At 65.8% G+C, this 26,207-nt stretch carries 19 protein-coding genes and 2 pseudogenes; 6 read left to right on the plus strand and 15 right to left on the minus strand.

Translation table 11 applies throughout. From position 1 onward, the window contains the following. Window positions 1–141: 141 nt before the first annotated feature. Window positions 142–1,128, plus strand: a complete 987-nt coding sequence (locus OVA11_RS05790) for a calcium-binding protein (RefSeq protein WP_268066583.1) — start codon at window positions 142–144, stop codon at window positions 1,126–1,128. Between the two features lie 32 nt (window positions 1,129–1,160). Here OVA11_RS05790 and aceB read toward each other — a convergent pair whose 3' ends face one another. The 3 genes from aceB to OVA11_RS05805 form a co-directional block, all read right to left on the minus strand. Next, a complete protein-coding gene (gene aceB, locus OVA11_RS05795) occupies window positions 1,161–2,738 on the minus strand; it encodes a malate synthase A (protein ID WP_268066584.1) in 1,578 nt (525 codons plus the stop codon). A gap of 80 nt (window positions 2,739–2,818) precedes the next feature. After that, window positions 2,819–3,046: a hypothetical protein gene (locus OVA11_RS05800; protein ID WP_268066585.1), complete on the minus strand. Its 228-nt coding sequence runs from the start codon at window positions 3,044–3,046 to the stop codon at window positions 2,819–2,821. A 30-nt stretch (window positions 3,047–3,076) separates the two neighbouring features. Continuing rightward, entirely contained in the window at window positions 3,077–4,696 is a 1,620-nt protein-coding gene (locus OVA11_RS05805; protein WP_268066586.1) for an isocitrate lyase, read from the minus strand. A gap of 165 nt (window positions 4,697–4,861) precedes the next feature. On the opposite strand from OVA11_RS05805, the gene OVA11_RS05810 reads away from it, so the two are divergent. After that, window positions 4,862–6,304 carry a helix-turn-helix domain-containing protein gene (locus OVA11_RS05810; RefSeq protein ID WP_268066587.1) on the plus strand — a complete coding sequence of 481 codons (1,443 nt, stop codon included), beginning with the start codon at window positions 4,862–4,864 and terminating at the stop codon, window positions 6,302–6,304. Between the two features lie 180 nt (window positions 6,305–6,484). Here OVA11_RS05810 and OVA11_RS05815 read toward each other — a convergent pair whose 3' ends face one another. The 7 genes and pseudogenes from OVA11_RS05815 to gabT all read right to left on the minus strand — a co-directional run bounded on the left by OVA11_RS05815 (window position 6,485) and on the right by gabT (window position 11,615). Continuing rightward, window positions 6,485–6,658, minus strand: a complete 174-nt coding sequence (locus OVA11_RS05815) for a hypothetical protein (RefSeq protein ID WP_268069020.1) — start codon at window positions 6,656–6,658, stop codon at window positions 6,485–6,487. A 10-nt stretch (window positions 6,659–6,668) separates the two neighbouring features. Next, a pseudogene (locus tag OVA11_RS05820) lies at window positions 6,669–7,134 on the minus strand (hypothetical protein); the annotation flags it as partial. Beyond that, entirely contained in the window at window positions 7,134–8,078 is a 945-nt protein-coding gene (locus OVA11_RS05825) for a hypothetical protein (RefSeq protein ID WP_268069021.1), read from the minus strand. The gene OVA11_RS05825 and the pseudogene OVA11_RS05820, both read right to left, overlap by 1 nt. Before the next feature lie 181 nt (window positions 8,079–8,259). After that, a pseudogene (locus tag OVA11_RS19720) lies at window positions 8,260–8,457 on the minus strand (sulfonate ABC transporter ATP-binding protein); the annotation flags it as partial. Further along, window positions 8,360–8,698 carry an ATP-binding cassette domain-containing protein gene (locus OVA11_RS05835; RefSeq protein ID WP_268066588.1) on the minus strand — a complete coding sequence of 113 codons (339 nt, stop codon included), beginning with the start codon at window positions 8,696–8,698 and terminating at the stop codon, window positions 8,360–8,362. The gene OVA11_RS05835 and the pseudogene OVA11_RS19720, both read right to left, overlap by 98 nt. Window positions 8,699–8,856: 158 nt before the next feature. Next, window positions 8,857–10,329, minus strand: coding sequence for an NAD-dependent succinate-semialdehyde dehydrogenase (locus OVA11_RS05840; RefSeq protein WP_268066589.1), 1,473 nt, complete (start codon window positions 10,327–10,329; stop codon window positions 8,857–8,859). Then, window positions 10,329–11,615: a 4-aminobutyrate--2-oxoglutarate transaminase gene (gene gabT / locus OVA11_RS05845; RefSeq protein ID WP_268066590.1), complete on the minus strand. Its 1,287-nt coding sequence runs from the start codon at window positions 11,613–11,615 to the stop codon at window positions 10,329–10,331. Before gabT ends, OVA11_RS05840 begins: the two co-directional genes overlap by 1 nt. Before the next feature lie 122 nt (window positions 11,616–11,737). On the opposite strand from gabT, the gene OVA11_RS05850 reads away from it, so the two are divergent. Further along, entirely contained in the window at window positions 11,738–12,670 is a 933-nt protein-coding gene (locus OVA11_RS05850) for a LysR substrate-binding domain-containing protein (protein ID WP_268066591.1), read from the plus strand. Here OVA11_RS05850 and OVA11_RS05855 read toward each other — a convergent pair. From OVA11_RS05855 to OVA11_RS05870, 4 genes are all read right to left on the minus strand, one after another. Continuing rightward, entirely contained in the window at window positions 12,663–14,162 is a 1,500-nt protein-coding gene (locus OVA11_RS05855) for an aldehyde dehydrogenase family protein (RefSeq protein ID WP_268066592.1), read from the minus strand. The genes OVA11_RS05850 and OVA11_RS05855 overlap by 8 nt on opposite strands. Further along, window positions 14,162–15,511: an APC family permease gene (locus OVA11_RS05860; RefSeq protein ID WP_268066593.1), complete on the minus strand. Its 1,350-nt coding sequence runs from the start codon at window positions 15,509–15,511 to the stop codon at window positions 14,162–14,164. Before OVA11_RS05860 ends, OVA11_RS05855 begins: the two co-directional genes overlap by 1 nt. After that, window positions 15,508–16,887, minus strand: a complete 1,380-nt coding sequence (locus OVA11_RS05865; RefSeq protein ID WP_268066594.1) for an aminotransferase — start codon at window positions 16,885–16,887, stop codon at window positions 15,508–15,510. Before OVA11_RS05865 ends, OVA11_RS05860 begins: the two co-directional genes overlap by 4 nt. A 67-nt stretch (window positions 16,888–16,954) precedes the next feature. Further along, the gene (locus OVA11_RS05870) at window positions 16,955–18,193 is read right to left on the minus strand and encodes a Zn-dependent hydrolase (protein WP_268066595.1); all 1,239 of its coding nucleotides are present in this window, start codon (window positions 18,191–18,193) and stop codon (window positions 16,955–16,957) included. Window positions 18,194–18,651: 458 nt separating this feature from the next. Here OVA11_RS05870 and OVA11_RS05875 point away from each other — a divergent pair, with 458 nt between their 5' ends. Then, window positions 18,652–21,051, plus strand: coding sequence for a TonB-dependent receptor (locus OVA11_RS05875; protein WP_268066596.1), 2,400 nt, complete (start codon window positions 18,652–18,654; stop codon window positions 21,049–21,051). A 234-nt stretch (window positions 21,052–21,285) separates the two neighbouring features. Further along, on the plus strand, window positions 21,286–22,089 hold the full coding sequence (locus OVA11_RS05880) for a helix-turn-helix transcriptional regulator (RefSeq protein WP_268066597.1): 804 nt from the start codon (window positions 21,286–21,288) through the stop codon (window positions 22,087–22,089). 114 nt (window positions 22,090–22,203) lie between these two features. Here the strand turns inward: OVA11_RS05880 and OVA11_RS05885 are convergent, their stop codons facing one another. After that, the gene (locus tag OVA11_RS05885; protein ID WP_268066598.1) at window positions 22,204–23,994 is read right to left on the minus strand and encodes an amidohydrolase; all 1,791 of its coding nucleotides are present in this window, start codon (window positions 23,992–23,994) and stop codon (window positions 22,204–22,206) included. Window positions 23,995–24,260: 266 nt separating this feature from the next. Here OVA11_RS05885 and OVA11_RS05890 point away from each other — a divergent pair, with 266 nt between their 5' ends. Then, a complete protein-coding gene (locus tag OVA11_RS05890) occupies window positions 24,261–26,051 on the plus strand; it encodes a protein-arginine deiminase domain-containing protein (protein WP_268066599.1) in 1,791 nt (596 codons plus the stop codon). Window positions 26,052–26,207 lie beyond the last annotated feature (156 nt).

Consider the following 26,207-nt stretch of genomic DNA (forward strand, 5'->3'; position numbering starts at 1 on the left):
GCGTGACGCCAGCCACGTCTTGCCCCGGCTGACGGGCGACCTCCTGCGGCGACCTGGGGACTGCAGCACCGCTTTTTCGCCCACTCCTGGGTTGATAAGATGGCGTTACTATAGTCTTAGGTTGCGGCGGTGGTCTCGGGCATGTCAGCCCCGGGCGCGTGGGATGCGACGGCAATGGCGGTCTTTGTTGGCAGCATCTACTACGGCGAGGACACCAACGACACGATCACGGGGACGACGGGGAACGATACGCTTTATGGCGGCGGGGGTGACGACACCATCGTCGCGGGCGAGGGCGATGACTATCTGGTCGGCGACGCAGGGGCCGACAATGTCGACGGCGGGCCCGGCGACGACCTGATCAGCGAGGGCCGCGCCTATGTCTACAGCGACGGCGCTGTCGACATCATGAAGGGCGGCGCGGGCGCCGACACCTTCCGGCTCCAGATCGGGCCGCCGGGCCGGGGTGGCGATCTCAGCGCCATCGATCGCATCGTCGACTTCTCGTCAGCCGAAGGCGACGTGCTGGATCTCCAGAGGGACAGCTTCAACGGGAAATTCGCCTGGGTCGGCGCCGTGACGAACGCGGGCTTCACCTTTCAGGTCGGCCAATCCCTCGGCGCCGGCCCGGGCGCGAGCTATCTGGGCATCTACACCTGGTCCAGCGGTTCCAAGACTTACCTGATCGTGGACACCAATGGCGACGGCAGGCTGGACAGCAAGGACTTCGCGCTGTCGTTCGAAAACGCGGCGCTGCTTTCGATCACGGACCTCTTCCAACGCGGCGACATCTTCCAGGTGGGTTCGGATCAGGCCGACACCTGGAGCGGCACGAAGCTGGCCGACTACTATTACGGCCAGGGCGGCACTGCAGGATCGAACCGCTCGGATGTAGGTCTCCTGGGTCCGCGGATCGAAGTTGCGGAGGGTCATGTCTTCGACCATCCTGCGACGCAACGGGTGGATCGCTTCTTCGGGCATCACTCGTCTCCTGTCTTGAGGAGGACGTGGCCGACCCACGTTCCTCTTCAGACAGGAGGATCCCGATGTTCCCCAGCGCCGAACAAATGCCCCTCCCGCGCGAGCGGGTTAGTACCATCGCGCATGTGTCTGGCGCCGGCATCGTGATCGGCGAACTCACCGATCACGATGCGGCAAAGTTAGAGCAACTCGTACGCAGGAATCGTCAGGAACTCCTCCAGATCGTCCGAGAGCACCATCCTGGTGAAGATGTGCGCGGCTTCCTCCAGGCGAGGGGAGGCGAACTCGCGGCGCAGGTCGCTCATCTCCTGGCTGAACAGGCTGACGAACAGTTCTGAGCTCAGCACGCGGCCGTCGTCGAGTGCGGCGCCGAGGCGGACCCACTGCCAGAGCTGGGTGCGGCAAATCTCTGCGGTCGCCGCGTCCTCCATGAGGTTGTAGAGCGGCACCGCGCCGCGACCTTCGATCCAGGCCTGGGTGTAGCGGACGCCCACCCGAATGTTTTCGCGGACGCCGGCCTCGGTGCGCGAACCCTCGTGCAACTCCAGCATCTGGGCCTGGGTGATCGAGAGATCGTCGAGCTTGCGGTCGAGCTGGTTCGGCGTCGGCATCAGGCGGTTGAACACCTCCATGGCCACCGGAACGAGGTCGGGGTGCGCCACCCAGGTGCCATCGTGGCCGGCCCCGGCTTCCCGCTCCTTGTCCGCCCGGACCTTGGCGAAGGCCGCGTCGTTGGCGGCCTCGTCGCCCTTGACCGGGATCTGGGCCGCCATGCCGCCCATGGCGAACGCGCCGCGGCGGTGACAGGTCTGGATCAGCTTCAGCGAATAGGCGCCCAGGAAGGCCTTGCCCATCACCATGGCCGAGCGGTCCGGCGTCAGGAACGCTTCGCGACGGCCCAGGCGCTTGATGAACGAGAAGATGTAGTCCCAGCGGCCGCAGTTCAGGCCCACGATGTGGTCCTTCAGTTCGTAGAGGATCTCGTCCATCTCGAAGGCGGCGGGGATGGTCTCGATCAGCACCGTGGCCTTGATCGTGCCGACCGGTAGGCCCAGCATCTCCTGGGCGTGGACGAACACGTCATTCCATAGCCGCGCCTCGAGATGGCTCTCGAGCTTGGGCAGATAGAAGTAGGGCCCTGAGCCTTTGGCGATGGCGGCCTTGGCGTTGTGGAACGCGTAGAGGCCAAAGTCGAACAGGGCCCCGGCCACGGCCTGGCCATCGACCTCCAGGTGGCGCTCCATCAGGTGCCAGCCGCGCGGGCGGATCTTCAGCACGGCGGGGGTCGGCCCCATGGCGTAGGCCTTGCCCGACTTCGCGTCGACGTGGGTCAGCTCGCCTTGCCAGCGGTCTTTCAGATTGATCTGGCCTTCGACGACGTTGGCCCAGGTCGGGGCCGTGGCGTCCTCGAAGTCGGCCATGAACACCTTGGCCCCGCAGTTCAAGGCGTTGATGATCATCTTGCGGTCGACCGGCCCGGTGATTTCGACCCGGCGATCGAGCAGGTCGCTGGGAATGGCTGCGATCGTCCAGTCGGCGCTGCGGATCGATGCGGTCTCGTCCAGGAAGTCGGGCAGTTCGCCGGCGTCAAAGCGAGCCTGGCGCGCCTGACGGGCTTCCAGCAACTGGCGGCGACGCGCGTCGAAACGACGGTGCAGGTCGGCCACGAAAGCCAGGGCTTCGGGCGTGAGGACTTCCGCAGCTCGGCCTTCAACGGGAGCGGTGACCTGGATGTTGGCGGCGATGTCGAGCGGCATGGGAAGCTTTCCGTGGCGGTGGGGACGGCTCCCCGGATATCCGGGGAGCCGTCATCGGGACTCTGGTCGGTTCTTGATGGCTAGGCGCTCTTCTCGGCGCCTTTTTCACGAACGGTCGGGACGATCTGATCGCCCCAGTTGCCTGCGCCGTCATGATGGCGCGAGGTGCGCACCAGCTCCACCGAATAGCCGGCGGCGATGGCGCGACGCACGGCGTCGTTCAGGCGGTGGGAGGCCTCGGCGAGCCGTTCGACGGCGCGCTTTTCCTCATCGGCGTCGGGCATGGTGGCGGGAGAGAATGCGGTCATGGCTCTGCTCCTGGGCTTGATGTGTCCGGCCTATTCGGCGGCGAACTGGTTCATGGTGTTGGCGTGGCCGCCGGCCTTCAGGGCGCGCTCGCCGGCGACCATCTCCTTGAAGGTGTCGCCGAGATCCGAGCCGACCTCGTGCTGGTGTTTCACGGCTGACACGCCGCGGCGGATTTCCTCGCGCTGCACCGTGTTGACGTAGGCCTGCATGCGATCTTCGCCGAAGTAGCCGCGCGACAGCTCGTCCACGCTCTTGGCGGTCAGGTGGAAGGTCGGCAGGGTGATCAGGTTGTGGAACACCCCGGCGCGGGCGGCGATGTCGACCTGGAAGCGGGCCAGGCGCTCATCGGCCTCGCGGCCCAGGTCGCTCTTGTCGTACTCGGCGGACATCAGCGCATTGCCGTCCGGGTAGCTGTCCTTATGGATCTTGCCCTCGGCGATCCACTGGTCACGCACTTGCTTGCGCAGATTGAGCGTCCAGTTGAACGACGGCGAGTTGTTGTAGGTCAGCTTGGCGTTCGGCACGACCTTGCGGACCTCGGCCACCATCGAAGCGATCTCGTCGACATTGGGGGTGTCGGTTTCGATCCACAGCAGGTCGGCGCCGCCCTGGGTCAGGTTGGCGATGCAGTCCTCGATGACGCGCTGGCGGCCGGTGCCGTCCTGGAACGCGAACAGGCCGTTGGGCATGCGCACGGGCTTGACGAAGGCGCCGTCCTTCATGATCGCCAGCTCGCCATCGCGCAGCGGGTTCTCGGGCGTGATGGGCTCAGTCTTCAGCCACTTGATGTAGTCGGCGGCGAGATCGCCTTCGCCCTGGCTGACCGGGATCTTCTGGGTCAGGCCCGCGCCCAGGCTGTCGGTGCGGGCGACGATGACGCCGTCGTCCACGCCGAGCTCCTCGAAGGCCAGGCGGCAAGCGCGCAGCTTTTCGATGAAGTCCTCGCGCGGCACGGTGACCTTGCCGTCTTGGTGGCCGCACTGCTTGGCGTCGCTGACCTGGTTTTCGATCTGCAGGCAGCAGGCGCCGGCCTTGATCATCTCCTTGGCCAGCAAGTACGTGGCGTGCTCGTTGCCGAAGCCGGCGTCGATGTCGGCGATGATCGGCACGACGTGGGTTTCAAAGTTGTCGATCGCCTTGATCGCGGCCTGCTCAGCGATCTGGTCGCCGGCCTCGCGGGCGGTCTTCAAGGTCTTGAACAGGTCGTTGATCGCCACTTCGTCGGCCTGGCGCAGCGAGACGTAGATCTCTTCGATCAGGTCGACGACCGAGGTCTTCTCGTGCATCGACTGGTCGGGCAGATGGCCGAAGCGGTTGCGGAGGCCCGCGACCATCCAGCCCGAAAGATAGACGTAGGCGCCCTTGGTGGTGCCGCGCAGGCGCTTGACCGCCTTGATCATCTGCTGGGCGTGGAAGCCCGACCAGCAGCCCAGCGACTGGGTGAACTTGGAGCTGTCGCGATCGTACTCGGCCATGTCGGCGCGCATCACCGGGGCCATGGCGCGGGCGATATCCAGGTGGGTGTTGAAGGTGTTTTGCAGCTTCAGCTGGATGATGTCGTCGACATCGACCCCGCCAGGGGTGACGCCTTGCGGGTAGCGCGCCAGCAGGGCGTCGCGGTGTTCGGCATAGGTCTTGCGCTGCGTCATGGTCGTTCGATCCCACTACAGTGGCCGAGGCGGTGAAGCCTTGCGGGCCCAGGAAAACTCGTGATGGAGAGCTAGCGCTGCGCTGCGGGATCGGTCGAACCTATTGAAGGCAAATTGTCAAAGATCTACTTTGTAATTTATGTAAAGTTGTGACAAATTGACGAAATGGCGACGCTCGACAAGAAGCAGAACGACAAGAAGCTGTTCCTGGGCGGACGGCTGAAACGGCTGCGGCGCGACTTAGGCGTGACGCAGGCGCGTATGGCCGAGGAGCTGGGCGTCTCCGCCAGCTATCTGAACCTGCTCGAGCGCAATCAGCGACCGGTGACGGCGCAGATCTTACTGCGCCTGGCCGACGCCTACGATCTCGACCTGCGGAGCCTGTCAGCCGACGATCCCGGCGGCGGCGCCGGGCTGGAGGAGGTCTTGGCGGACCGGATGTTCGCGGACCTGGCCGTGTCCCGGCACGAGGCGGCCGAGGTCGCCGAACTGTCGCCCGGGATCGCCGAGGCGATGTCCCGACTCTATCGCGCCTATCTGGATCGCGGCCGCCTGATCGATCTTGGCGCGTTCGAACGTCCGGACGGAGCAGGGCCGGTCTCGGATCTGTCGTCGCCGACCGACTGGGTGCGCGATCTGGTCGGCGCGCAGCGCAACCACTTCGTCGAGCTGGAGGCCCTGGCCGAGTCGATCGTCCGGCAGTTGAAGGCCGACCCGCAGGACTTGGGTCCGGCGGTGCGCGAGCGTCTGCAGAGCCGGTTCGGGGTCCAGACCCGGATCATGCCCCTGGAGGTCATGACCGGTTCGTTGCGTCGCTACGACCACCACCGCAAGCGGCTGATGCTTTCGGAGACCCTGGCTCACGCCAGCCGGACCTTCGGCATGTGCTACCAGTTGGGCCTCATGGAGGGTGGGGAGGTCCTGACCGAGCTGACCGACCGCTTCAAGGCGCCCGATCGCGCCACGCGCCAGCTGCTCAAGGTGTTTCTGGACGGCTATCTCGCCGCCGCGATCATGATGCCCTACGAGCCGTTCCTGGCCGCTATGGAGAGCAGCGGCTACGACATTGAGCGCGTCCGGTCGCGCTTTGGGATCAGTTACGAGCAGGCGGCCCAGCGGTTGACCACTCTGGGGCGCGCGGGTTCGCGCGGCGTGCCGTTCTTCATGATGCGGCTGGACGCGGCGGGAAACATCTCCAAACGCTTCGCCGCCGGTCCCTTCCCGTTCTCGCGCTTCGGCGGCGCCTGTCCGCGCTGGAACGTCCACGACAGCTTCAAGACCCCCGGCCGGATCGTCACCCAGGTGATCGAGACGCCTGACGGCGAGCGCTATTTCACCCTGTCGCGTACGGTACGGCGGACCTCGGGCCTGCAGGCCGGGCTCGAGGACGAGCTCGTGGTCGGTCTCGGTTGCGAGTTGAAATACGCCGGCAAGCTCGTGCATGCGCGGGGCCTCGACATGGCCAATCCCATCGCCGTGGAGATCGGGCCCTCTTGCCGGATCTGCGAGCGCCCGGCCTGTCCGCAGCGGGCGGCGGCGCCCATCAACCGGACCCTGATGGTCGAGGAAACCAGCAAGGCGCTGTCCCCTTTCCCGTTCGTCCGATAGCGAACGCCCGGCCATCACGCCAAGCGCTTCTGAGCTTAAGCTAGCCCTTCCAACCCTGTCGGGACCACTTAGTCCTGTCCGCGTAAGCCCTTGATCTTACGCGGTCAGCGGAAAGCGACCACTTGAGGCCACCACCAAACGCTGGCCACCAATGGTCATTCGCCCACTTTAGGCTGTCCTCTAGGCGTCCTCCCACGCCTTGTTCAGGATCTTCGCGGCAAGCGCGGCCTTATCCTTGGGAAGAAAGCGGCCGTAGTGCTTGGCGACAGTGTCGGCGGTGTCCTGGATCGCATAGCTCGCCTGCTCGTATGAGCCGGTCTTCTTCAGGATATGGGTCGCTAGGACGTCGCGCACATTGTGGGGGCCATGAGGAAGCAGGCCCTCGATCGCGCCCCGGCCGGTGTAAGGATTGAAGATCCCATACGCTGGATCGCCAGACGCCAGGCCTCATAGAACGTTGTCTGATCGTAGGACGCGCTTTTACTTGTGGCTTTCATCGTCTTCACGAAGAAGGTCCCAGGATCCGGCGCGCCGCCGAGCAGGCGCGGTCGGTGGATCTTGAGATATGCGCCGATCTGATCGTAAAGCCCACCCAGGTCCGGCAGCACCAGGCGAAAGGGCTGGCGGCCAAAGTATGAGGAGCCGGCGTTTTTGAACGCGACGGCGGGGATGAAGGCCTCCCATCCGCCCTCTCGATCGTTCCAGCGCAGCTCGCCACACTTCAGCGTCTCCAGGCGCCGCTCGGAAGACGCGGGCGCGCCGCGCGGGCAAATCAGCAATTGGCGCAAGTTCTTTTGCCGGACGCCCAGGTGGAGCCCTAACCGCAACATCAGAAACGCCCGACAAGCCTCAGCCGCCGGCACTGGATAGCGGCGCGCGTTCGGCGCCCGCGCCAGCACCTCCTCCGTGATCTTTCGATGGGCCGCCAAAGGGCTATCGGCCTCAAGCGCCCAACCAACTCGGGCGTTTGCCGGACCCAGCCCGTCTCCCGCCGGGTAGGCGCGGCGCCGAGCATGAGCATCTCCGCTTCCCATTGGGTGTAGAAGCCCCGCCGACCCTGCCGCCACTGTAGGTACCAGTCCCATGCGGCCGGAAATACGAGCAAGGCGAACGTGAGCCGGTTCAGCGGCACGCCAGCGCCCGCGATCTCGCCAGCGGTCGCCGCCGCCAACGCGCCAAACATGAGGCCTAGGTGCTCGACCTTCTGCGAAGCCGTTTCCGAGCCCCACACGCCGGAACGCTGTAGACCGCGTGAGGTCAGCGCCGCGGTTTTGAAGGCCAGGAGACTGGCCATCTTCCGCTCCAACGCGATCGGGGCAGGCACTGTCCCCGCCTCCAGCTCGGCGTCAGGCTCAGCCAACTCGAAGCCGTCCTCACATGGGTCGTCCAGCGACGAAGCAAAGTCATTGCTGGCGCCAGAGAAGCGCACGGCGAAGCGCTGGCGCACGGCCGCCGCTTGATAGCGTCGGTACTCCGTCGACCCGGATACGATGACTGTTCGCACCCATTCCAGGATCTCTTCCCGCTTCGCCAAAGGAAGCTGATTGAAGTTGTCCGGCTGGTGCCATGCCAACCTCCGCCGCTCGGCGGTCGTCAGGCCGGGCAAGCGATGGTTGGCCACCGCGCGCCCCGATGGCGGGATCTTCGCCCGGAAATAGCCAGCTGGAAGATCGTACCGCGCCTCGATCCGCTCCAGCGCCCGTAAGCTCTGAAAGCTCTGGTCGTGCGCACGAGGGCGGGCGGTGCGGACCGTGATTAGCCAGGACCAGAACACGGTCTACCAGGCTGAGGGCCTCGTCGACATCGTGTGTGACCAGCAGGACGGCGGGCCTGTGCCGTCGCCAGAGGTCCAGAACCAGATCATACATCTTGGGGCGCGTCAGCGCGTCTAGCGCCGCAAAGGGTTTGTCGAGGAGCAGCAGTTGTGGTTCGCGGAAAAGGGCCCGCGCCAGGGCGACCCGCTGGGCTTCGCCGCCCGACAGGGTCGCGGGCCAGGCCCCCTTGCGATGGGCAAGACCGACTTCCTCAAGTGCGGCATTGGCCCTGCCGGCCGCGTCAGAGGCTCTCAAGCCTAGCCGCACATTGGCCTCGGCCCGTCGCCAGGGCAGCAGGCGCGGTTCCTGAAGCACAATGGCGCGCCGGACGGGTGTCACAACGGTTTCGGCCGGGGCCGGATCGAGGCCCGCCAAGGGGCCGCAGCAGGGTCGTCTTGCCTGAGCCGCTGGCCCCGAGAAGGGCGACAAGCTCGCCTTCGGCAATTTCGAGATCCAGACCGTCGAGGACGATCTGGTCACCGAAGGCCTTGGTGAAACCCCGGACCTTGACGGGGCTGGGGCGCGTGGGCTCCGGAACCGGAGCGGTGCGATGGATGACAGGCGCAACGGCGAGGGACATGGTTCGGGTCCTCCTCAGGCGGATCGATCGCCGCCTCGCCCCAGCGGGAGAGGCCCGCCGACAGGGCCAGGGTCGATCCCGCAAGAACGCTCAGCGACAGGCCGGCAGCGATCCAATGCCTCACATCGATGGGGCCTGAGCCCAGTTTGGGCCGTCCGTCAAAGCGCCACCACCCTTGTCGAGACAGAGCGACAGACCAGCTTGATGTCGAGATAGTCGTCGACGCCCAGATGGGACCCTTCTCGGCCGAGCCCGGATTCCTTGATCCCCCCAAAGGGCGCGACCTCGGTGGAAATCAGGCCCGTATTGAGACCGACCATGCCGTAGGCCAGTGCTTCGCTGACCCGGGTGCTGCGGTCCAGGTCACGGGTGAAGAGGTAGGCCGCCAGGCCGGCGGTCGTGTCGTTGGCCAGGGCGATGGCCTCGGCCTCGGTGCGAAACCGCACCAGTCCCGCGACAGGCCCGAAGGTCTCCTCGCGACAAAGAAGCGCTTTAGGGTCAACGTCGGCCAGCACCGTGGGCTGGTGAAACGCGCCTGGCCCTTCCAGCGGTTGACCGCCGACCATGACCCTGGCGCCGCCCGCCAGCGCGTCGCCGATATGGTCGCGCACCTTGCCGAGCGCTGCGGCGTTGATCAAAGGCCCCTGATCGGTCGGCCCCTCGAGGCCCGCGCCGACCACCAGTTTCCCGACCCGTTCGGCCAGACGCCTCGCGAAATCCTCGTAGACGCCCTCCTGCACCAGGAAGCGATTGGCGCATACGCAGGTTTGTCCGGTGTTGCGGAACTTCGACGCGATCGCGCCCTCGACCGCCGCGTCAAGATCGGCGTCGTCGAACACGATGAAGGGGGCGTTGCCGCCCAGCTCCAGAGACACTCTCTTGACCGTCTCCACGCAACGGGCCGCGAGCAGCTTGCCCACCCGGGTCGATCCGGTGAACGTGAACTTGCGAACGCGCGGATCGCCGGTCAGCACCTCGCCGATCGGCGCGGCCTGCCCGGTCACCACGTTGAAGACGCCAGCGGGCACGCCCGCGCGCTCGGCGAGGCGCGCCAGGGCCAAGGCCGAAAGCGGGGTCAGTTCCGACGGTTTCAGCACCATGGTGCAGCCGACGGCCAGAGCCGGACCGGCCTTGCGCGTGATCATCGCGAGAGGGAAGTTCCAGGGCGTGACCGCCGCCACGACGCCGACGGGGGCGCGCGACACGACCAGGCGCATGTCCGGGCGATGCGGCGTCAGCACTTCGCCCTGCACACGGCGCGCCTCTTCGGCGAACCACTCCAGGAAGCCAGCAGCGTAAACGACCTCGCCCTTAGCCTCGGCGAGCGGCTTTCCCTGCTCGGCGGTCAGGATCACGGCAAGATCATCGGCGTTGGCGATCATCAGATCGGCCCAGCGCCTGAGGATCGCGCTGCGCTCTTTCGCCGATCGGGCGCCCCAGGCCGTCAGCGCCGCATGGGCCGCGCTGACGGCCTCTTCCGTCTCTGCGGCGCCAAGGTCAGCCACGTCAGCGAGGTGCGTGTCATCCGCTGGATTGCGAACGGGAATACGGCTGGACGCTCCGCGCCATGCGCCGGCGATGAGGCCATCCTCCCGAAGCAGGTCGGCGTCTTTCAGGGTCAGGGGAGCCATCAGACGCTCATCGCCTCTCGCAGGGCCGCCTCAAGCAGGTTCAGGCCTTCCTCGAGGACCTCGTCCTCGATGGTCAGCGGCGGCAGCAGGCGGATGGCCTGCCCCGTGGCCCCGCAGGTCAGAACGATCAGACCCCGTTCCAGCGCCTTGGCGCAGATGAGCTTGGCGCGGGCGGGGTCCATGCCGCCCGCTTGGCGGTCCGCCAGAACATCGAAGCCGATCATCGCCCCAAGACCCCGCGCCGGGCCGATCGGCGCCAAGGTCTGATCGAGCGCGAAGCTCGCCAGCCGCGCCTGGATACGCGCACCGATCACCTCGGCGCGGGCGGCGAGCTTCTCATCGGCGATCACGTCCAGGACGGCCAGGCCTGCGGCGCAGCCGATCGGCGAGCCGCCATAGGTGCCGCCCAGACCGCCCGGATCCACCGCGTCCATGATCCGGGCGCGGCCGATCAGGCCCGAGAGCGGGAAGCCGCCGCCCAACGCCTTGGCCACCGTGATCAGATCGGGCTGGACGCCGGAATGCTCGATCGCCAGGAGCTTGCCGGTCCGGGCGAAGCCGGTCTGGATCTCATCGGCGATCAGCAGGATGCCGTGCTGATCGCAAAGCGCCCGCAGAGCGCGGAGAAGCTCGGGCGGCGCGACATGGAAACCGCCTTCGCCTTGAATGGGCTCGATGATGATCGCCGCGACGTCGCTCGGATCCAGATCCGCAGCGAAAAGCAGATCCAGTGCGCGCAGGCTGTCTTCAACCGAGGCCCCGCCGGGGGTCGGGAACGGCGCGTGAAAGACGCCGCCCGGCATCGGACCAAAGGCGCGCTTGTAGGGCGCGACCTTGCCGGTCATGGCCGAGGCGAACAGAGTCCGGCCATGGAAACCGCCAACGAAGGCGATCACCGCCGAACGCTTGGTGGCCGCGCGCGCGACCTTGATCGCGTTCTCGGTCGCCTCGGCCCCGGTCGTGAAGAAGATCGTCTTGGCCGCCTCATCGAAGGGCGCGAGTCTGTTGAGACGCTCTGCCAGCGCGACGTAGCTCTCATAGGGCGCCACCTGGAAGGCCGTGTGGCTGAACTGTTCGAGCTGACGGCCGACAGCCGCCAGGACACGCGGGTGGCGGTGGCCGACATTGAGCACCGCGATGCCGGTGGCGAAGTCGACATAGCGACGCCCCTCCACGTCCCAGAGCAACGCGTTCTCCGCGCGGTCGGCGTAGACGGCCGTGGCCGAGCCCACGCCACGCGGCACCGCAGCGTCTCGGCGGGCGGCAAGATCTTGATTGGAAGCCATGGTCTGATCCGTCTGATCGTGCGGTTTTACGTTCTGTAGGCCTTACTGAGGCGACGGCGGCGCACGTGACAGACGACAAACGCGGCGCTATTGGTGACTCCAGGTCACCGCAGGAATCCCCCGTGACAGCCCGTCTCCGCGTGCTCCCCCCGTTCGCCGCTTTGCGCGCCTTCGAGGCGTTCGGGCGTACCGGCGGCGTCCGTCGGGCGGCGGAGGACCTGGGGGTCAGCCACGCGATCGTCAGCCGTCACCTGCGCACACTGGAAGCCGCTCTTGGGGTGATGTTGATCGACCGAGAGCGCGGCGTCATGACGCCCGCAGGCGTCGACTACTTCCAGGCGGTTGCGAGCGCTCTGGACCAGCTCAACGGCGCGACGGTCTCGGCCATGCGCTCAGCCGGCGCCCGGCTGGAGGTCTGGTGCGTCCCAGGATTCGCGTCGCAATGGCTGAACGGCCATCTCGCCGACTTCCGCCTCGCCAATCCTGCGGTCTTGGTGGATCTGCGCCCATCGGAAACAGCGGCTGTGATCACCCATATGCAGGCCGACGCCGACATCCGGTTTGTGCGCGACGCGGACGCGCGACCGCCGGGTCCGGAAGTCCGCGCCCTGACGCTGGCGCGTCCCGACATGTTCCCCGTCGCCAGTCCCGCTCTCGCGGCTCGGCTGGGGGCGGGATTGAACCGGGTCGAAGACCTTCTGGCCGCCCCTCTGCTCCATGAAGAGAACGACGCCGACTGGCGCGCATGGTTCGCGGCCCATGGGGTGGAGCGTCCGATGCCCGCGCCGGCGGCCCGGCTTTGGCAGGCGCATCTGGCGTTGGGCGCCGCGCGCGAAGGTCAGGGCGTGGCCTTGACCAATATCTTCCTGGCCCGGAACGACTTGGCGGCGGGCACGCTCGTCCCCTTGTGCGCCGATGGCCAGGCCCTTCGCGCGCCGATCGGGACCTATGTTCTGAAGGCGCGCGCCGACCGTTGGACAAGCAACAGCCTCGCCCGCTTCCGCCGCTGGCTGGCGAAGGCGTGCGAGGCTGAGGTGGCGGCGACGTCTAGGTAAGGGCGACGCCGACCGACTTGAGCTCGGTATAGAGCTCGATGGCGCTCCAGCCCATTTCGCGTCCCCAGCCCGACTGCTTGAAGCCGCCGAACGGCAGCGCCGGATCAACAACATGGTGGGTGTTGACGCCCACCGTTCCGGCCTTGAGGCGCGCGGCGATCAGGTGGGCCCGACTGACGTCGCGCGTATAGACGCTGGCCGCCAGCCCATAGATGCTGTCGTTGGCTTGGCGGATGACCTCGTCCAGGCCGTGGTCATCGAACGTCGCCACGACCAGCACCGGTCCGAAGATCTCTTCCCTGACCACCGTCATGTCCGGGGTCGTATGGGTCAGGATCGTCGGCTCCACGAAATAGCCGCGCTCGCCGCGCCGGCCGCCGCCGCAGAGCAGCCTGGCGCCCTGAGCCTGGCCGGCGGCGATGTGACCCATCACCTTGTCGAACTGCTCCTGGGAGACGAGCGGGCCGATCTGGGTGTCGGGATCCAGACCCGGACCGATCTTCAGGGCCCCGGCGTGCTCGGCCAGACCCTTGAGGATGGCGTCCGCGACCTTGGCGTGGACGTAGAGCCGCGTTCCCGCCGTGCAGGTCTGGCCCATGTTGTGGAAGATGCCCGAGGCGACGGCGGGGATCGTTCGCTCCAGATCGGCGTCATCCAGCACGATCATCGGCGACTTGCCGCCCAGCTCCAGCGAGACCTTCTTGAGGTTGCCCTCGGCGGCCCGAAGGATCTTCTTGCCGACTTCGGTCGAGCCGGTGAAGGCCACCTTGTCGACCAGGGGGTGAGCGGCGAGCGCGGCGCCCGCCTCCTCGCCAAGCCCGGTCACCACATTGAAGACGCCCTTGGGAAATCCGGCCTGCTCGACCAACTCGGCCAAGCGCAGCACGGTCAGCGGCGTCTGCTCGGCGGGCTTGAGGATGATCGTGCACCCGGCGGCCAGCGCCGGCGCGACCTTCCAGATCGCCATCATCAGCGAGAAGTTCCAGGGCACGATCTGGCCGCACACGCCGACGGGCTCGCGCAAGGTGTAGGCGTGGAAGGCCGACGGCGAGGACAACGGAATGGTCTCGCCGGTGATCTTCGTGCTCCAGCCCGCCATGTAGCGCAGAAGCTCATGGCAGAAGGCGACGTCGCCCCAGCGCGCGTCGGTGACGGGCTTGCCGTTGTCGAGGGCCTCAAGCTCGGCCAGCTCGTCAGCGTGCTGTTCGACGAGGTCGCCCAGCCGCCAGACCAGCTTGCCGCGATCGGCGGGGCTCATGCTCCGCCAAGGGCCGTCATCGAACGCGACCCGCGCCGCGCGAACCGCTCGGTCGATCTCGGCGGCGCCCGCCCGGGGGACGGTGGCGAACACCTCGCCGGTCGACGGGTCGAGCACCTCGATACGCGCTTCGAGGTCTTCCCAGGCTCCGTCGATATAGAGTCCTCGACGGCGCTCAAGGAAGGCGCGCGCGGCGTCCCCCAGGCGGGACAGTGAAGTGTGTGAAACCGTCATCAGGAAACCGCCGAGGAAGAGAGATTGCGGCGTTGCGCCAGCCAGATGCCGACAACCAGGCCCACCAGCGTCCACGCCGCGCCGAGGACTATGGCCAGCTTGCTCATGCCGCTCAGCACAGCGCCGACCACCACCATGCCCACCAGCGGAGCAGCCCAGTGCAGCAGGATGTTGTGTGAGCGCTTTTGCAGGCCAAACCGCACCAGCACGCACAGGTGCAGAAGCAGGAACCCGAGTAGCGCGCCGAAATTGACCAGTGACGCCAACTCGTCGAGATGATCACGCATGATCAGCGCCACGACGCATGAGACGATGCTGGCTAGCGCCATCGCCACCCAGGGGGTGCCGTACTTGGGGTGAACCTTGGCCATGAACGCCGGCAACTGGCGATCACGGCTCATGGCGAACAGCATCCGCGCCACGCCGACCTGCATCGGCAAGGCGTTGGTGAAGCCGACCACGATCGCATAGGTCCAGGCGATGAGGATCGCCACCCAGGGCGCAATGCGCTGGGCCGTCAGCTCATACGTGCCCGCCGCGGCGTCCTTCACGACCAGCCCTTGCATCAGGCTGCCCAGAATCCAGGTGGTGCAGACAAAGAGCGCCGTCGCCGCCAGGAGTGAGGTCAGGATCGCCCGGCCCATGGTCTTGCCGGTCGGGTCCTTCGTTTCTTCGGCCAGGGTCGAGACGGCGTCGAAGCCCAGGAACGACATGATGCAGATGGAGGTGGCCGCGAAGATGGCCGTCATTGAGAACTGTTCGGGATTGTAGAAGGGTTTGATCGACAGCCCCCCCGCGCCCTGGCCGTGGAACAGCGCCACCAGGGCCGCGACCAGCACGATGGCGACCACGGCGGTCTGGGCGATGACCGAGAAAATGTTCACGCGGGAGGTGGTTTTGACGCCGAACCAGTTGATGCAGAAGGTCGTCAGGACCAGCAGAACGATCCACACGCCGCGATCGACGCCCGGGATCAGCTGCGATAGGGCCACGGCGATCAGCACATAGACCACCGCCGGGATCAGCAGGTAGTCGAGCAGGATCAGCCAGCCGCCGACGAAGCCGACGAAGTCGCCGAGCACCTCCCGTGCGAACCCGTAGACCGAACCGGCCGAGCGCACCTCGCGCGTCATGACTGCGTAGCTGTTCGCTGTGAACAGCATGCACAGCCCGCCGACCAGGTAAGTCAACGCGATCAGTCCGTTAGACTCGGCCCAGACAAAGCCCAGCGTGCTGAGCGGCGCGATCGGCGCGATGTAGGCGAGGCCATAGGCGACGAGGTCCGTAAAGCCCAGGCGCCGCTGAAGCGCCGCCCCTTCCGGCTTGAGTTCCGAAGTCGCCTCGCTCATGAGCGCAACAGGGCCGGAGCGGCCTCCTCCAGGCTCTCGTGCAGGACGTCGATGACGGTATCGACCTCGGCGCGGCCGAAGGTCAGCGGCGGCGACAGGACGATGATGTTTCCGATCGGACGCACGATCACGCCGCGGCGTCTGGCCGCTTCAAAGACCTTGTGCGCCGCGCCGACCTCGGCGTCGAAGCCCTGCTTGGTCGCGCGGTCGCTGACCAGTTCGATCCCCGCCATCAGGTGGCTGCCTCGCACATCGCCCACCGCTTCGTGGCGGAGCAGTTCGCCAAGGCGCTGCTGCAGGTAGGGCCCGACGTCGCGGACGTTCTCGAGCGTGTTTTCGCGTCGCATGATCTCGATGGTCTTGAGGGCGGCGGCGCAGGAGACCGGATGGCCGCTGTAGGTGAAGCCATGCGAAAGCACGCCCCCCGGCCCCTGGGGCACGCTGATCACGTCATAGATCTGCTTGGAGAAAATGGCGGCGCCTAGCGGGCAATAGCCCGAGGAGATGCCCTTGGCGCTCACGATGACGTCAGGAACGTGCCCGAACTCGGCTTCGGACGCAAACCACTGGCCCAGCCGCCCGAAGGCCGTAACGACCTCGTCGGCGATGTAGAGGATGTCGTTGGCCTTGCAGAGCGCGTGCACGCGGGCGTGATAGCCGCGCGGCGCCACGAGAACGCCGCCGGCGCCCATGATCGGCTCGGCGATGAAGGCGGCGACATTGTCGGCGCCCAGCTGCTCGATCCGCGCCGCCAGTTCGTCGACGAGATAGTCACAGTAGGCGTCCTCATCCAGCCCGTCGGGGCGCCGGTAGAGGTTCGCCGCCGAGACATGATGCACGACGTCTTGGGCGATCTTGTCGAAGCCCATGTGGGTGGCGTGGATACCGGTCAGCGTCGCGCCGAAGTAGGTGGACCCATGATAGGCGTAGTTGCGGGAGATGATCTTCTTCTTCTTCGGCTTGCCAAGCTGGTTGAAATAGAAATGAACCAGCCGAACGGCGGTGTCGTTCGCGGTCGATCCGCCCGTCGTGTAGAAGACATGGTTGAGATCACCCGGCGTAAGGGCGGCGATCTCTCCGGCCAGCAAGGCGGCGGGCTCATTGGTCGAATGCCCGAAGGTGTTGAAGTAGGCCAGGGTCGAAGCCTGCTGGGCCATCGCATCAGCGATCTCCTGGCGGCCATGACCCAGATTCACGCACCAAAGCCCGGCGATCGAGTCGAGATAGCCACGCCCATCACCGTCGAACACCGTCACGCCCGCGCTTCGCGAGATGACCTGACTGCCCGCAGGCCTAAAAGTGGCAAAGTCCGTATAGGGATGAATGAAGTGTTCGAGATCCTGACGCCAAGCGGCAGCGGCGCTGTTTGCGGTCATGAGTGACTCCTGGGAGGCGCGCTTCGCCTGTGGCGGCGGCCTCATGTTTTCTTGGAAACGGCGAGGTTTAGGCCCGTCCGGCGACCGCCAGCATGGACAGCAGGAGCACATTGGCTCCGGCGACCAGGTCTTCCGGTTTGGCGTTCTCGATCTCGTTGTGACTGACCCCGCCTTCGCAGGGCACAAAGATCATCGCCGTCGGCGCGACCTGAGCCAGGTGCAGGGCGTCGTGCCCGGCCCCGCTCACCATGCGCCGGGCTGACGCGCCGAGATTGAAGGCCGCGGCTTCGACCAAGCCCACCAGATGCTCGTCGAATGCGGTCGGCGGCATGTACCAGACGGTCTCCAGGCCGGCCTGCAGGCTGTGCTCGGCGGCGCTCTTGTCGATGAACGCCCGCAGCTCGGCCACCATGGCTTCCAGAGTCGCGGTGTCAGGGTGGCGGATGTCGATGGTCAGCGTCAGGCTTTCGGGCACCGTGTTGCGGGCGCCGGGCGTGGCCTTGATGTCGCCAATGGTTGCGCGGCCCCAAGGCGCGTTCGCCTCGGCGATGGCCAGGGCTTTGTTCACGATGGGGGCGGCCGCGCGCCACGGATCACGCCGCATCGACATCGGCGTGGGACCGGCGTGCGCCGACGCGCCCGTTAGTGTCAGATCGAACCAGTAGGCGCCTTGGATGCCGGTTACGACGCCGATCACGTCGCCCTCGTGCTCCAGGATCGGTCCCTGTTCGATATGGGTTTCGAACACTGCTGCGTAGCGCTGGCCGCCGACCGGCTGGTCGCCCTTGTAGCCGATCCGTTCGAGTTCTTCTCCGAACGCGAAGCCGTCCCGGTCGCGACGCGAATAGGCGAACTCCAGATCGTAGGCGCCGGAGAAGACGCCGGACCCCAGCATGGCGGGCGCGAACCGGCAGCCCTCTTCGTTCGTCCAACAGGCGACCTCGATCGGTCGATCAGTCTCGATCTGGTTTTCTTGCAGCACGCGCAAGACCTCAAGGCCGGCCAGCACGCCGTAGACGCCGTCAAACTTTCCGCCCGTGGCCTGCGTATCGAGATGGCTGCCGGTCAGGACCGGTTCGGCGGCGTCGTCGCGCCCGTGGCGTCGCGCGAAGATGTTTCCGACGGCGTCGATCCGTACGGAGCATCCTGCGGCCTTCGCCCAAGCGACAAAGAGATCGCGTCCCTGCCGATCCAAATCGGTCAGGGCCTGACGGTTGCAACCGCCCAGGGCGGTGGCGCCGATCTGGGCCATTTCCATCAATGACGCCCACAGACGATCGGCATTGATCCGAAGATTGCTGGTCACATGAACACTCGCGAAGGCGTTGTCGTTGGGCGCGCTGGTCCATAACGGTCGGCATGGCGGCGGCCCGCGCGGGGTACTGGCTTAAACTCCATCGGGCCGAGGATTTCGGCTCGATCTAGGGTGCATCGTACGCCCCAAACGAACGCCGATCTTGTACCTCAGAGGGGTTACTTGCCTCGCCCCCCGCCGTGAGACCAGCATGCAGGTGCAATAAAAAGAGCGCTTTGACTTGCACGGCTTGCTCGTAGCCAAGCGCCTGATCGTCGGTCGACGTTTGCTAATCTTCAAACGAGGGGGTTACTTTGAAAAGCAACACTAAGTTTCGCATAGCTCTACTGACGACAGCGCTTTCGGTTTCAGCGTCCCAAGCCTGGGCCCAAAGCACGACCGCCGCTGATTCCACGGTTATCGACGACATCGTCGTCACCGCGACGCGAACGTCAGAGCGCGCCTCGCGCGTGGCGGTCAGCGTCGCCGCCTTTGGCGAGGAGCAGATGGACAAGCAGGGGGTCAAGCGGATCGACGATCTGGTCAAGCTCACCCCCGGACTGGACCTGCAGCGTGGGCCTACGGGATCCAACAACATCTCGATCCGCGGCATCACCTCGAACGCCGGCGCGGCCACGACCGGGGTCTATATCGACGACACGCCGATCCAGGTTCGCAATCTGGGCTACGGCTCGGGGACGGCGTTCCCGCAGGTCTTTGATCTGGAGCGCGTCGAGGTGCTGCGCGGTCCCCAGGGCACCTTGTTCGGCGCCGGGTCGCAGGGCGGCACGGTGCGCTTCATCCAGACCTCGCCGAGCCTCGATACATTCTCGACCTTGGCGCGGGTCGAAGGCGCCAAGACGGCGAAGGGCGACAACAGTTATGAGGCCGGCGTGGCCATTGGCGGTCCGATCGTCGCCGACAAGCTGGGCTTCCGCGCCAGCGTCTCGTATCGCCGAGACGGTGGTTATGTCGACGCTCTGACCGGCGATCTCGATTTTGCCCGTGACAGCAGCGGTGCGGTGCTGCCCAGGCCCACCACGGCTGCGGGATTTGACAGCAACATCGTCCTGAAGAACGCGACTGTCGTCGAGAAGGACGCCAACTGGAACGACGTCTGGAACGCGCGCTTGGCGTTCAAGCTGGCGGCGACCGACGCCATCACCCTGACGCCTTCGCTGAGCTATCAGAAGCGCAGGACCAATGACGGGGGCGACAGCTACTGGACGTCCCTGTCGCGCGATGGCGACTACAAGCGCGTGCGCTTCGCCCAGTCCCTGGGCTCGACGGCGGGGCTGCTCAAGCTGGACGTGCCTGACAGCGCCGAGGGCGACGAGCGGTTCTATCTGGCCAGCCTGGGCGCCAACTGGGATCTGGGCAAGTTCGAGGCCGTGTCGAGCACCTCGTTCTTCGATCGTAAGAGCGCCCAGAACCTGGACTGGACGCGTCTGGACGCCTTGCAGTTCGCGTTCGTCCTGCTGCCCACGCGCGGCTATCAGGCCGTGTCGCGCTACGAGGTCGCGCAGAAGAATTTCGTGCAGGAAGTGCGGCTGCAATCGGCTGACCCCAACGCGCGTCTGCGCTTCGTCGCCGGCGGCTTCTTCTCGCACAATGAACAGAAGGCCGACCAGTCGATCCTCAACAACTTCCTCTCCAGCCTGCCGGTGGTGGGTCTTGGGGTCGCGGGTGGAACGCCGTTCGGCGCCGGGTCGACGGCCCTGCAAAACATGTTCGGCGTCGATTCACCGGACGGAGTGAACTATTGGGAAAGCCGCAAGGCGGTGGATACCCAGTGGGCCGGCTTCACGCAGGCCGACTTCAAGGTCACCGAGAAGTTGACCCTGACCGGGGGCTTGCGCGTTTCCTACAACAAGCTCGTCTACGATGCGGAGTTCGGCGGCCCGCTGAACAATCTGAACGCTCCGGGCGGCGCGCCTTGCCCGACCGGTGTCACGTGCGCCTTGGGCAAGGCCCCCTTCACGCCGGCCTACCCGTCCACCAAGGACTATAAGGTCTCCGAAACAGCGGTGACGCCGAAGCTGAGCCTCGGCTACCAGGCCACCAGCGACAACCTCTTCTACGCCAGCGCCGCCAAGGGCTTCCGGCCTGCAGGCGTGTCGCCCAAGTTGCCGCCGTTCTGCAATGTGGACCTGAACAACCTGGGCTATATCGATAGCAGCGGCGCGCCCAACCAGCCGCTGACGTTCAAGTCCGACACCGTCTGGAGCTATGAAGTCGGCTCGAAGAACCGGTTCCTGGGTGGCGCCCTGACCGTCGACGCCAGCGCTTTCCAGATCAACTGGAAGGGCATCCAGAGCCAGGTGTTCTTGCCCACCTGTTTCTACGACTTTGTCGACAATCTGGGCGACGCGACCGCCAGGGGTTTCGACATTGCGGTCCAGGCCCGTCCGATCCAGGGGCTGACCCTTTCGGGCTCGGTGGGATACACCAAGAGCTCCTTCGATCACGACGCGCGCACGCCGGGCGGTATCGTGTTCGTCAGCGAAGGCAGCGCCATCCAGCCGGATATGGCCCCCTGGAACGTCAATCTTTCGGCCCAGTACGAGTTCTCGAAGTACTATATCCGCGCCGACTACACCTACACAGACAAGCGGCGCCCTCAAGGCGCGACGGACCCGGCGTCTCCGAACTACAATCCGCTCCGCAAGCCCGCTGCGGCCTTCGACCTCGTGAACGCCCGGGTGGGCGGCTACTTCGGTGACGCGGACGTCTCGCTCTTCGTCAACAACCTGACCAATGATCATCCGTCTTTGGGCAAGCAGCCCGACCGGTTCGCGTTCGACCAGGTCTGGATCGATACGACGGTGCGTCCCCGCACGCTTGGCGTCACGGTCACTTACCGCCGCTAGGACGCTGCGGCTCTCCGCCACGTCGGAAAACCTAAACTTGCAAGGGGCGCGAGCAATCGCGCCCCTTTTCTTTTGCGCTCGGACGACAGCGCGTATTTTGGGCTCAGGCGCCCCGCAAACGGTCAGTAACAGGACGGATTGCTTTGTTTTTTCGTTGAAAGACGTGTTCAATTGTCTCTGCGACAGGCCTCGTCGATCAATGAGCGAGGGCGGCGCTGAGGGAGGTCACCAAACGTGAAGGTGCACTTCGACATTACTGCGGCGATGATGGATCGCTCGCTCGTGCAGGGGGTGGCGGATCTTATCACGTCGCTCAACACGCCTTCGTTCGAGACCGAGCTGGCCGATCTCGTGGCGGCGGCGACGGGCTTTGACAGCATGGTAATGGTCGCGCTTTTCGAGCGCGGTGGTATCCGCCCGCTGTTCAACAATCTGTCCCAAGCGGATCTCGTGCGCACCCTGGAGCCGTATCTGGCCGGGGCCTACCTGATCGACCCCTGGTACAACATGGCGCTGGCGGGCGCGCCCAACGGCCTCTATCGGCTGTCGGACATCGCGCCCGATGATTTCGAGCGCTCGGACTATTACCGGGAGTATTACGCCGGGATCGGCTTGCACGATGAGTGCGTGTTGCTCGTGAAGCTGTCGGCCGGAGCCTGGGCCCTGCTGTCCTTTGGCGCCCGGGTCGGCCCGCCGCGCTCTGAGAGCCTTGAAAGGCTTCAGCAGATCGCGCCCTGCCTCATAGCGCTTTGCGAGCGGCACTGGAGCAATCTGGTGATCGACGACGCGCCCGAGGTCAGCCTGGAGAGCCTCTGCCTGGCCAAGGGGCTGAGCAAGCGCGAGGTCGAGGTGATCGGTCTGTTGTTGCGCGGCTACTCCAACAAGCTGATCGCGCGGGAAATGGACATCAGCCCCGAGACCGTGAAGGTCTACCGCAAGCGCATCAACAAGAAGCTGGGCACTTCCTCCGCGCGGGAGGTGTTCGCCAGCTTCTTCAGTTCGCCGTCGAACGGCGTGGCGCTTGGCCACGCCGCCTAAAGCCTATCGGGTTTAGATGGAACCACCTAAACTCGATAAACAGGATTTAAAGTCAGATATTTAGAGCCCTTCGATCAAGCAGTCGGATAGAAGGGCTCTGCTGTAGAGGGGCGACTACGGGCGAACGACGCCGGCGTCGTACACGACCTTGCCGCCGATCATGGTCATAAGAACCTTGGTCTTGGAGACCTCGGAGACCGGAACGGTCATCACATTGCGATCCAGGACGATAAGGTCCGCCAGCTTGCCCACTTCCAGAGAGCCGGTGGTCTTGTCCTGGTGAACCTGCCAGGAGCTGTTGTAGGTGATCGACCGCAAGGCTTGCGCCCTTGTCAAACCGGGCGCGCTATTGAGGCGTCCCGCGAACTCGTCGCCGTAGGTTCCATCACCGGCCCGCGTCATCGACGCCTGCAGCGCCAGCCAATAGTTCAGGCGGTCGACAGGCCAGTCGCTCCCATAGGCGAGGGTGGCGCCGGCGGCCTGCAGCTTGTCGAACGGCTCCATGCGTTCAAAGCGCTCCGGCCCCAGGTAGTTCTTGGCGCCGGTCACCGAGTTCGGCGCCGGAATGGACCATTGGTAGGACATGACCGGCGCGACGTTCAGCGCCTTGAAGCGCGGATAGTCAGCCGGCTCGACCAGCTCAGTGTGGGCGATGGCGGGGCGTATATCGAGGCCGGGGTGGGCTTGGCGCAGCGCTTCATAGCCATCCAGGGCCACGCGCACGGCGCCGTCGCCGATCGCGTGGATATGGGGGTTGAGGCCGGCCTCGCCGAGAGCCAGCAGCATGGGCTTCAGTTGAGCGGGCGAGGTGTAGAGCTCACCGAGATGTTCTCCCGGCCCCCAGACCGGATGCGCATCGTCGCCATGATTGGTCCAGTAGGGCTCGGTCAGGCGAGCGGTCTGGGCGGGGGCCTGAATGACGCCGTCGAGGAACATCTTGGCGGTGTCGACCCGAAGGGTAGGGGCCGTGCCGGCGGAAGGGTCGTCATACCGGGCGCGCAGGGTCTTGAGCCATGCGACCGTCTCGGCCGGCGCCTCGACACGCGTGGTTCCCAGGAACATCGCCGCGTGGACGCGGGCGGTCATAGCGCCTTCGGCCGCGAGCTTCTTGTAGATCTCAAGGCTCGGTTCCGAGGCCGCAGCATCCAGTAGCGAGGTCACCCCGTGCGAGGCCAGATACTTGAAGGCGGCGCGCCCGTCTTCGAGAGCGTCTTGCTCGGTCGGCGCCGGCAGCTTCCGGCCGATCAGATCGCCGGCGCCATCTTCCAGGATTCCGGTGGCGCGGCCTGCGCCGTCCCGGACGATCTTTCCGCCCGGGGGATTGGGGGTCTTGTCGTCGATCTCCGCCAACGCCAGAGCCCTGGAATTGAGCAGGATCGAGTGGCCATCGCGATTGCGGACAACCACCGGCCGCTTGGTGCGCAGGCGGTCCAGAGTGGCGGCGGTCGGATTGACGCCCTTGGGCCGCATGAACTGTCGATACCAGCCGCCAACGACGAGGATGTCGTCGTCGCCGGCCTTGGCCTTGTCGAGACAGGCCTGAATCCGTTCAAGGAACTCAGCCTCGGTCAGCGGCAGGTAGTCGAGATTGCAGGCGCGTTGTGAGCTTCCCCCGGCAAGCGGGTGGCTGTGTCCGTCGACCAAGCCCGGCATCAACATGCGCCCCTTCAGGTCGACATTGCGTGTCTTCGGCCCGACATGTTTGGCGACGGCGGCGTTCGAGCCGACGAAGACGATCTTGCCATCGCGAACCGCCAACGCCTGCTGGACGCTGTCCTTGCCATCCACGGTGTAGACATAGCCGTTGCGGAAGACCGTATCGGCAGGCGTAGCGCTCTGAGCCAGCGCCGTGCTCGCGGCGCTGAGAAGCAGCATGGCGCTGAGAGCGAGGGTTCGACGACGCATATGAGCTTCCTTGTTTTGAACGTTACCAGCTGAAACCGACGGCGTAACAGGAACAAGTCCCGCCGTCGGGTGACACGCCCGCGAACGGGCCTCGGCGTCAAAGTGGCGTGTCCGGACCGGGTGACAGAGCGTACCCCTGCGGGGTGACTGGACCAGGCCTTGGCCACTAGAAGAGAGTTCGGCGGAGGCGTTCCCCGCCAGCCAGGGCTCATGGCATCTTTTCTGAGAAGGCTGGCGCCGCCTTTGACGAGTCCGAGGAATTGAAGATGATCTTGCCACTGTTGATTGCGGGCTGGACGGTTGTGGGCGCGGACGGCGCCGCTCGCGCGCCTGTCATCCTCGCCGATACGAACCGCGATGGCGTGGTCACCATGGCGGACGCGGACGACAAGGCCGTATGGACGAGCCAGCGCGGGGCGATCCTTCTGCCCAATATCGGCGACAGCGCCAAGCGTTGCTCGGACGTCTCCAACCCCAACATCACCGACGCTCAACTCGAGGCCTGCAACGACGCCGAGGGCGACGTCGCCCGTGCGCCGGACTATTTCGCGCCGGTCATGACCTTGCCGACGCAAGGGGCCTCCAACAGCGCCAGCGGCCAGGTCGCCGCCATCGGGCCGGGCGCGGAGAAGATCCGCGTCTTTATCCAGCGCAAGGGCAAATGGGCCTATGTCGGCCCCAATGATCGCCTGAGCGCCAAGGAAGTCCGCGAGGGCGCCAGGTTCGGTGTCGACTCCCGCGATGTCGTGCGCGACGCGGCGGTTTGGGACGGGCGGGTGACCCTGCGGTTCACGGTTTCCGATCGCGGCCAAACCTCACACGATCAGGTGGCGATGCGTGTCGCCCCGGTCCTGGTGCACAATCATCTTGAAAAGGCCGTGGACGTCTTCGCGCCGGAAAGCGGCAAGTGGGAGCCCCACAAGACGTTCATCAGCGATCTGAGTACGGCGCTGAAGAGCGCCGGCTTCCAGGGCCGGCTTCGACAGATACCGACCAGGGACATCTGGGCGCAGGACTTTGTCGAGTTCGGCTATGTCAGCATGCCCGCGCCCGGCGGCTCCAAGGTGTTGCGGATCGCGATCCGCTCGCCTCAGCCGACGCGCTCGGCCGGTCGCGCGCTGTTCACCCTTCGGGGTCCGGACATGGGCGTCGTGCAGTTGGGCGGCGCTGGGTATCACCAGACGGACTCGTTTGGGAATCTCGAGACGGTTCCGCCCTACGAACACAACGGCAAGCGCTATCCGGTCGGCCGGGTCATCTATGGCGACGCCGCCGATGGCGTTGCGCCGCACCGCGACATGACCACCTTCTTCACCGCGCAGCAGGATCAGGCCCCGATCATGCTCGACACCTCCTGGCTCATCATCGGGCACGTCGACGAGTTCGTGCAGTTCCTGCCCGCCGATACGCCCCGGGGCTGGACGATCGCCGTCAAGGACGTCGCCTCGGGCCTGGCTCTGCTCCGCGACGCCCAACGTCGGGGCTTCGGCGCGACGAAAGCCTTCTCGCGACCCGACGCCCCGCAGCAGACGATCGACGAGGTGCTCGCCGACAAGGCGTTCCTGGAGGACAACGAGCTGGGGCGCCGGCGCGTCGAACTGAACCTGGATCTCCTCAAGGCCGAGACCGGGATCACCGAGAGCGAGGTCGTGCGCGTGCCGGGGCTGTTCCACACCGCCGAGTTCGCGGCCAGCCTCCCCAAGGCCCGGCAGCATGAGGCGTCCGCGCCGCCGCAGGACGCCCCGCCGCCGCCCGTCGACGACAACCTGCCGCTGATGGCCGAAGCCATCACCTACGGCCCCGGTTCGCTGATCGCCTTCTATCCGGCGGCGGTGAACGGCCTGCTGCTGGACCGCAAGAACTACCTGCCGCCTCAACAGTGGGGCCCGGTCATCGATGGTCAGGACATTCTTCAGGTCGCCGTCGAGAAGGCCTATGCGAGCGTCGGTATCAAGGCTTGGTCGATCGACGACTGGCTGAGCCACCACAGCTGGGGCGGTGAAGTCCATTGCGGCACCAACGCCACCCGAACGATCAGCGCGGATTGGTGGCGCTAGAGCGTGAGGCCGAAAGTGGGAACCGGTTTCGGCTTAAGTCACGCTCTAAGTGTTTGATTTAGAGCCTCGTTATCGCGTCGAAACGATTCCGTTTTGACCCGCGAGGCTCTGGTCGTCTCCTGACGAAGCCTTCCGTCCTGCGCGCGTGGGGTCGCG

The sequence above is a fragment of the Caulobacter sp. SL161 genome (assembly GCF_026672375.1).
GTDB lineage: Bacteria > Pseudomonadota > Alphaproteobacteria > Caulobacterales > Caulobacteraceae > Caulobacter.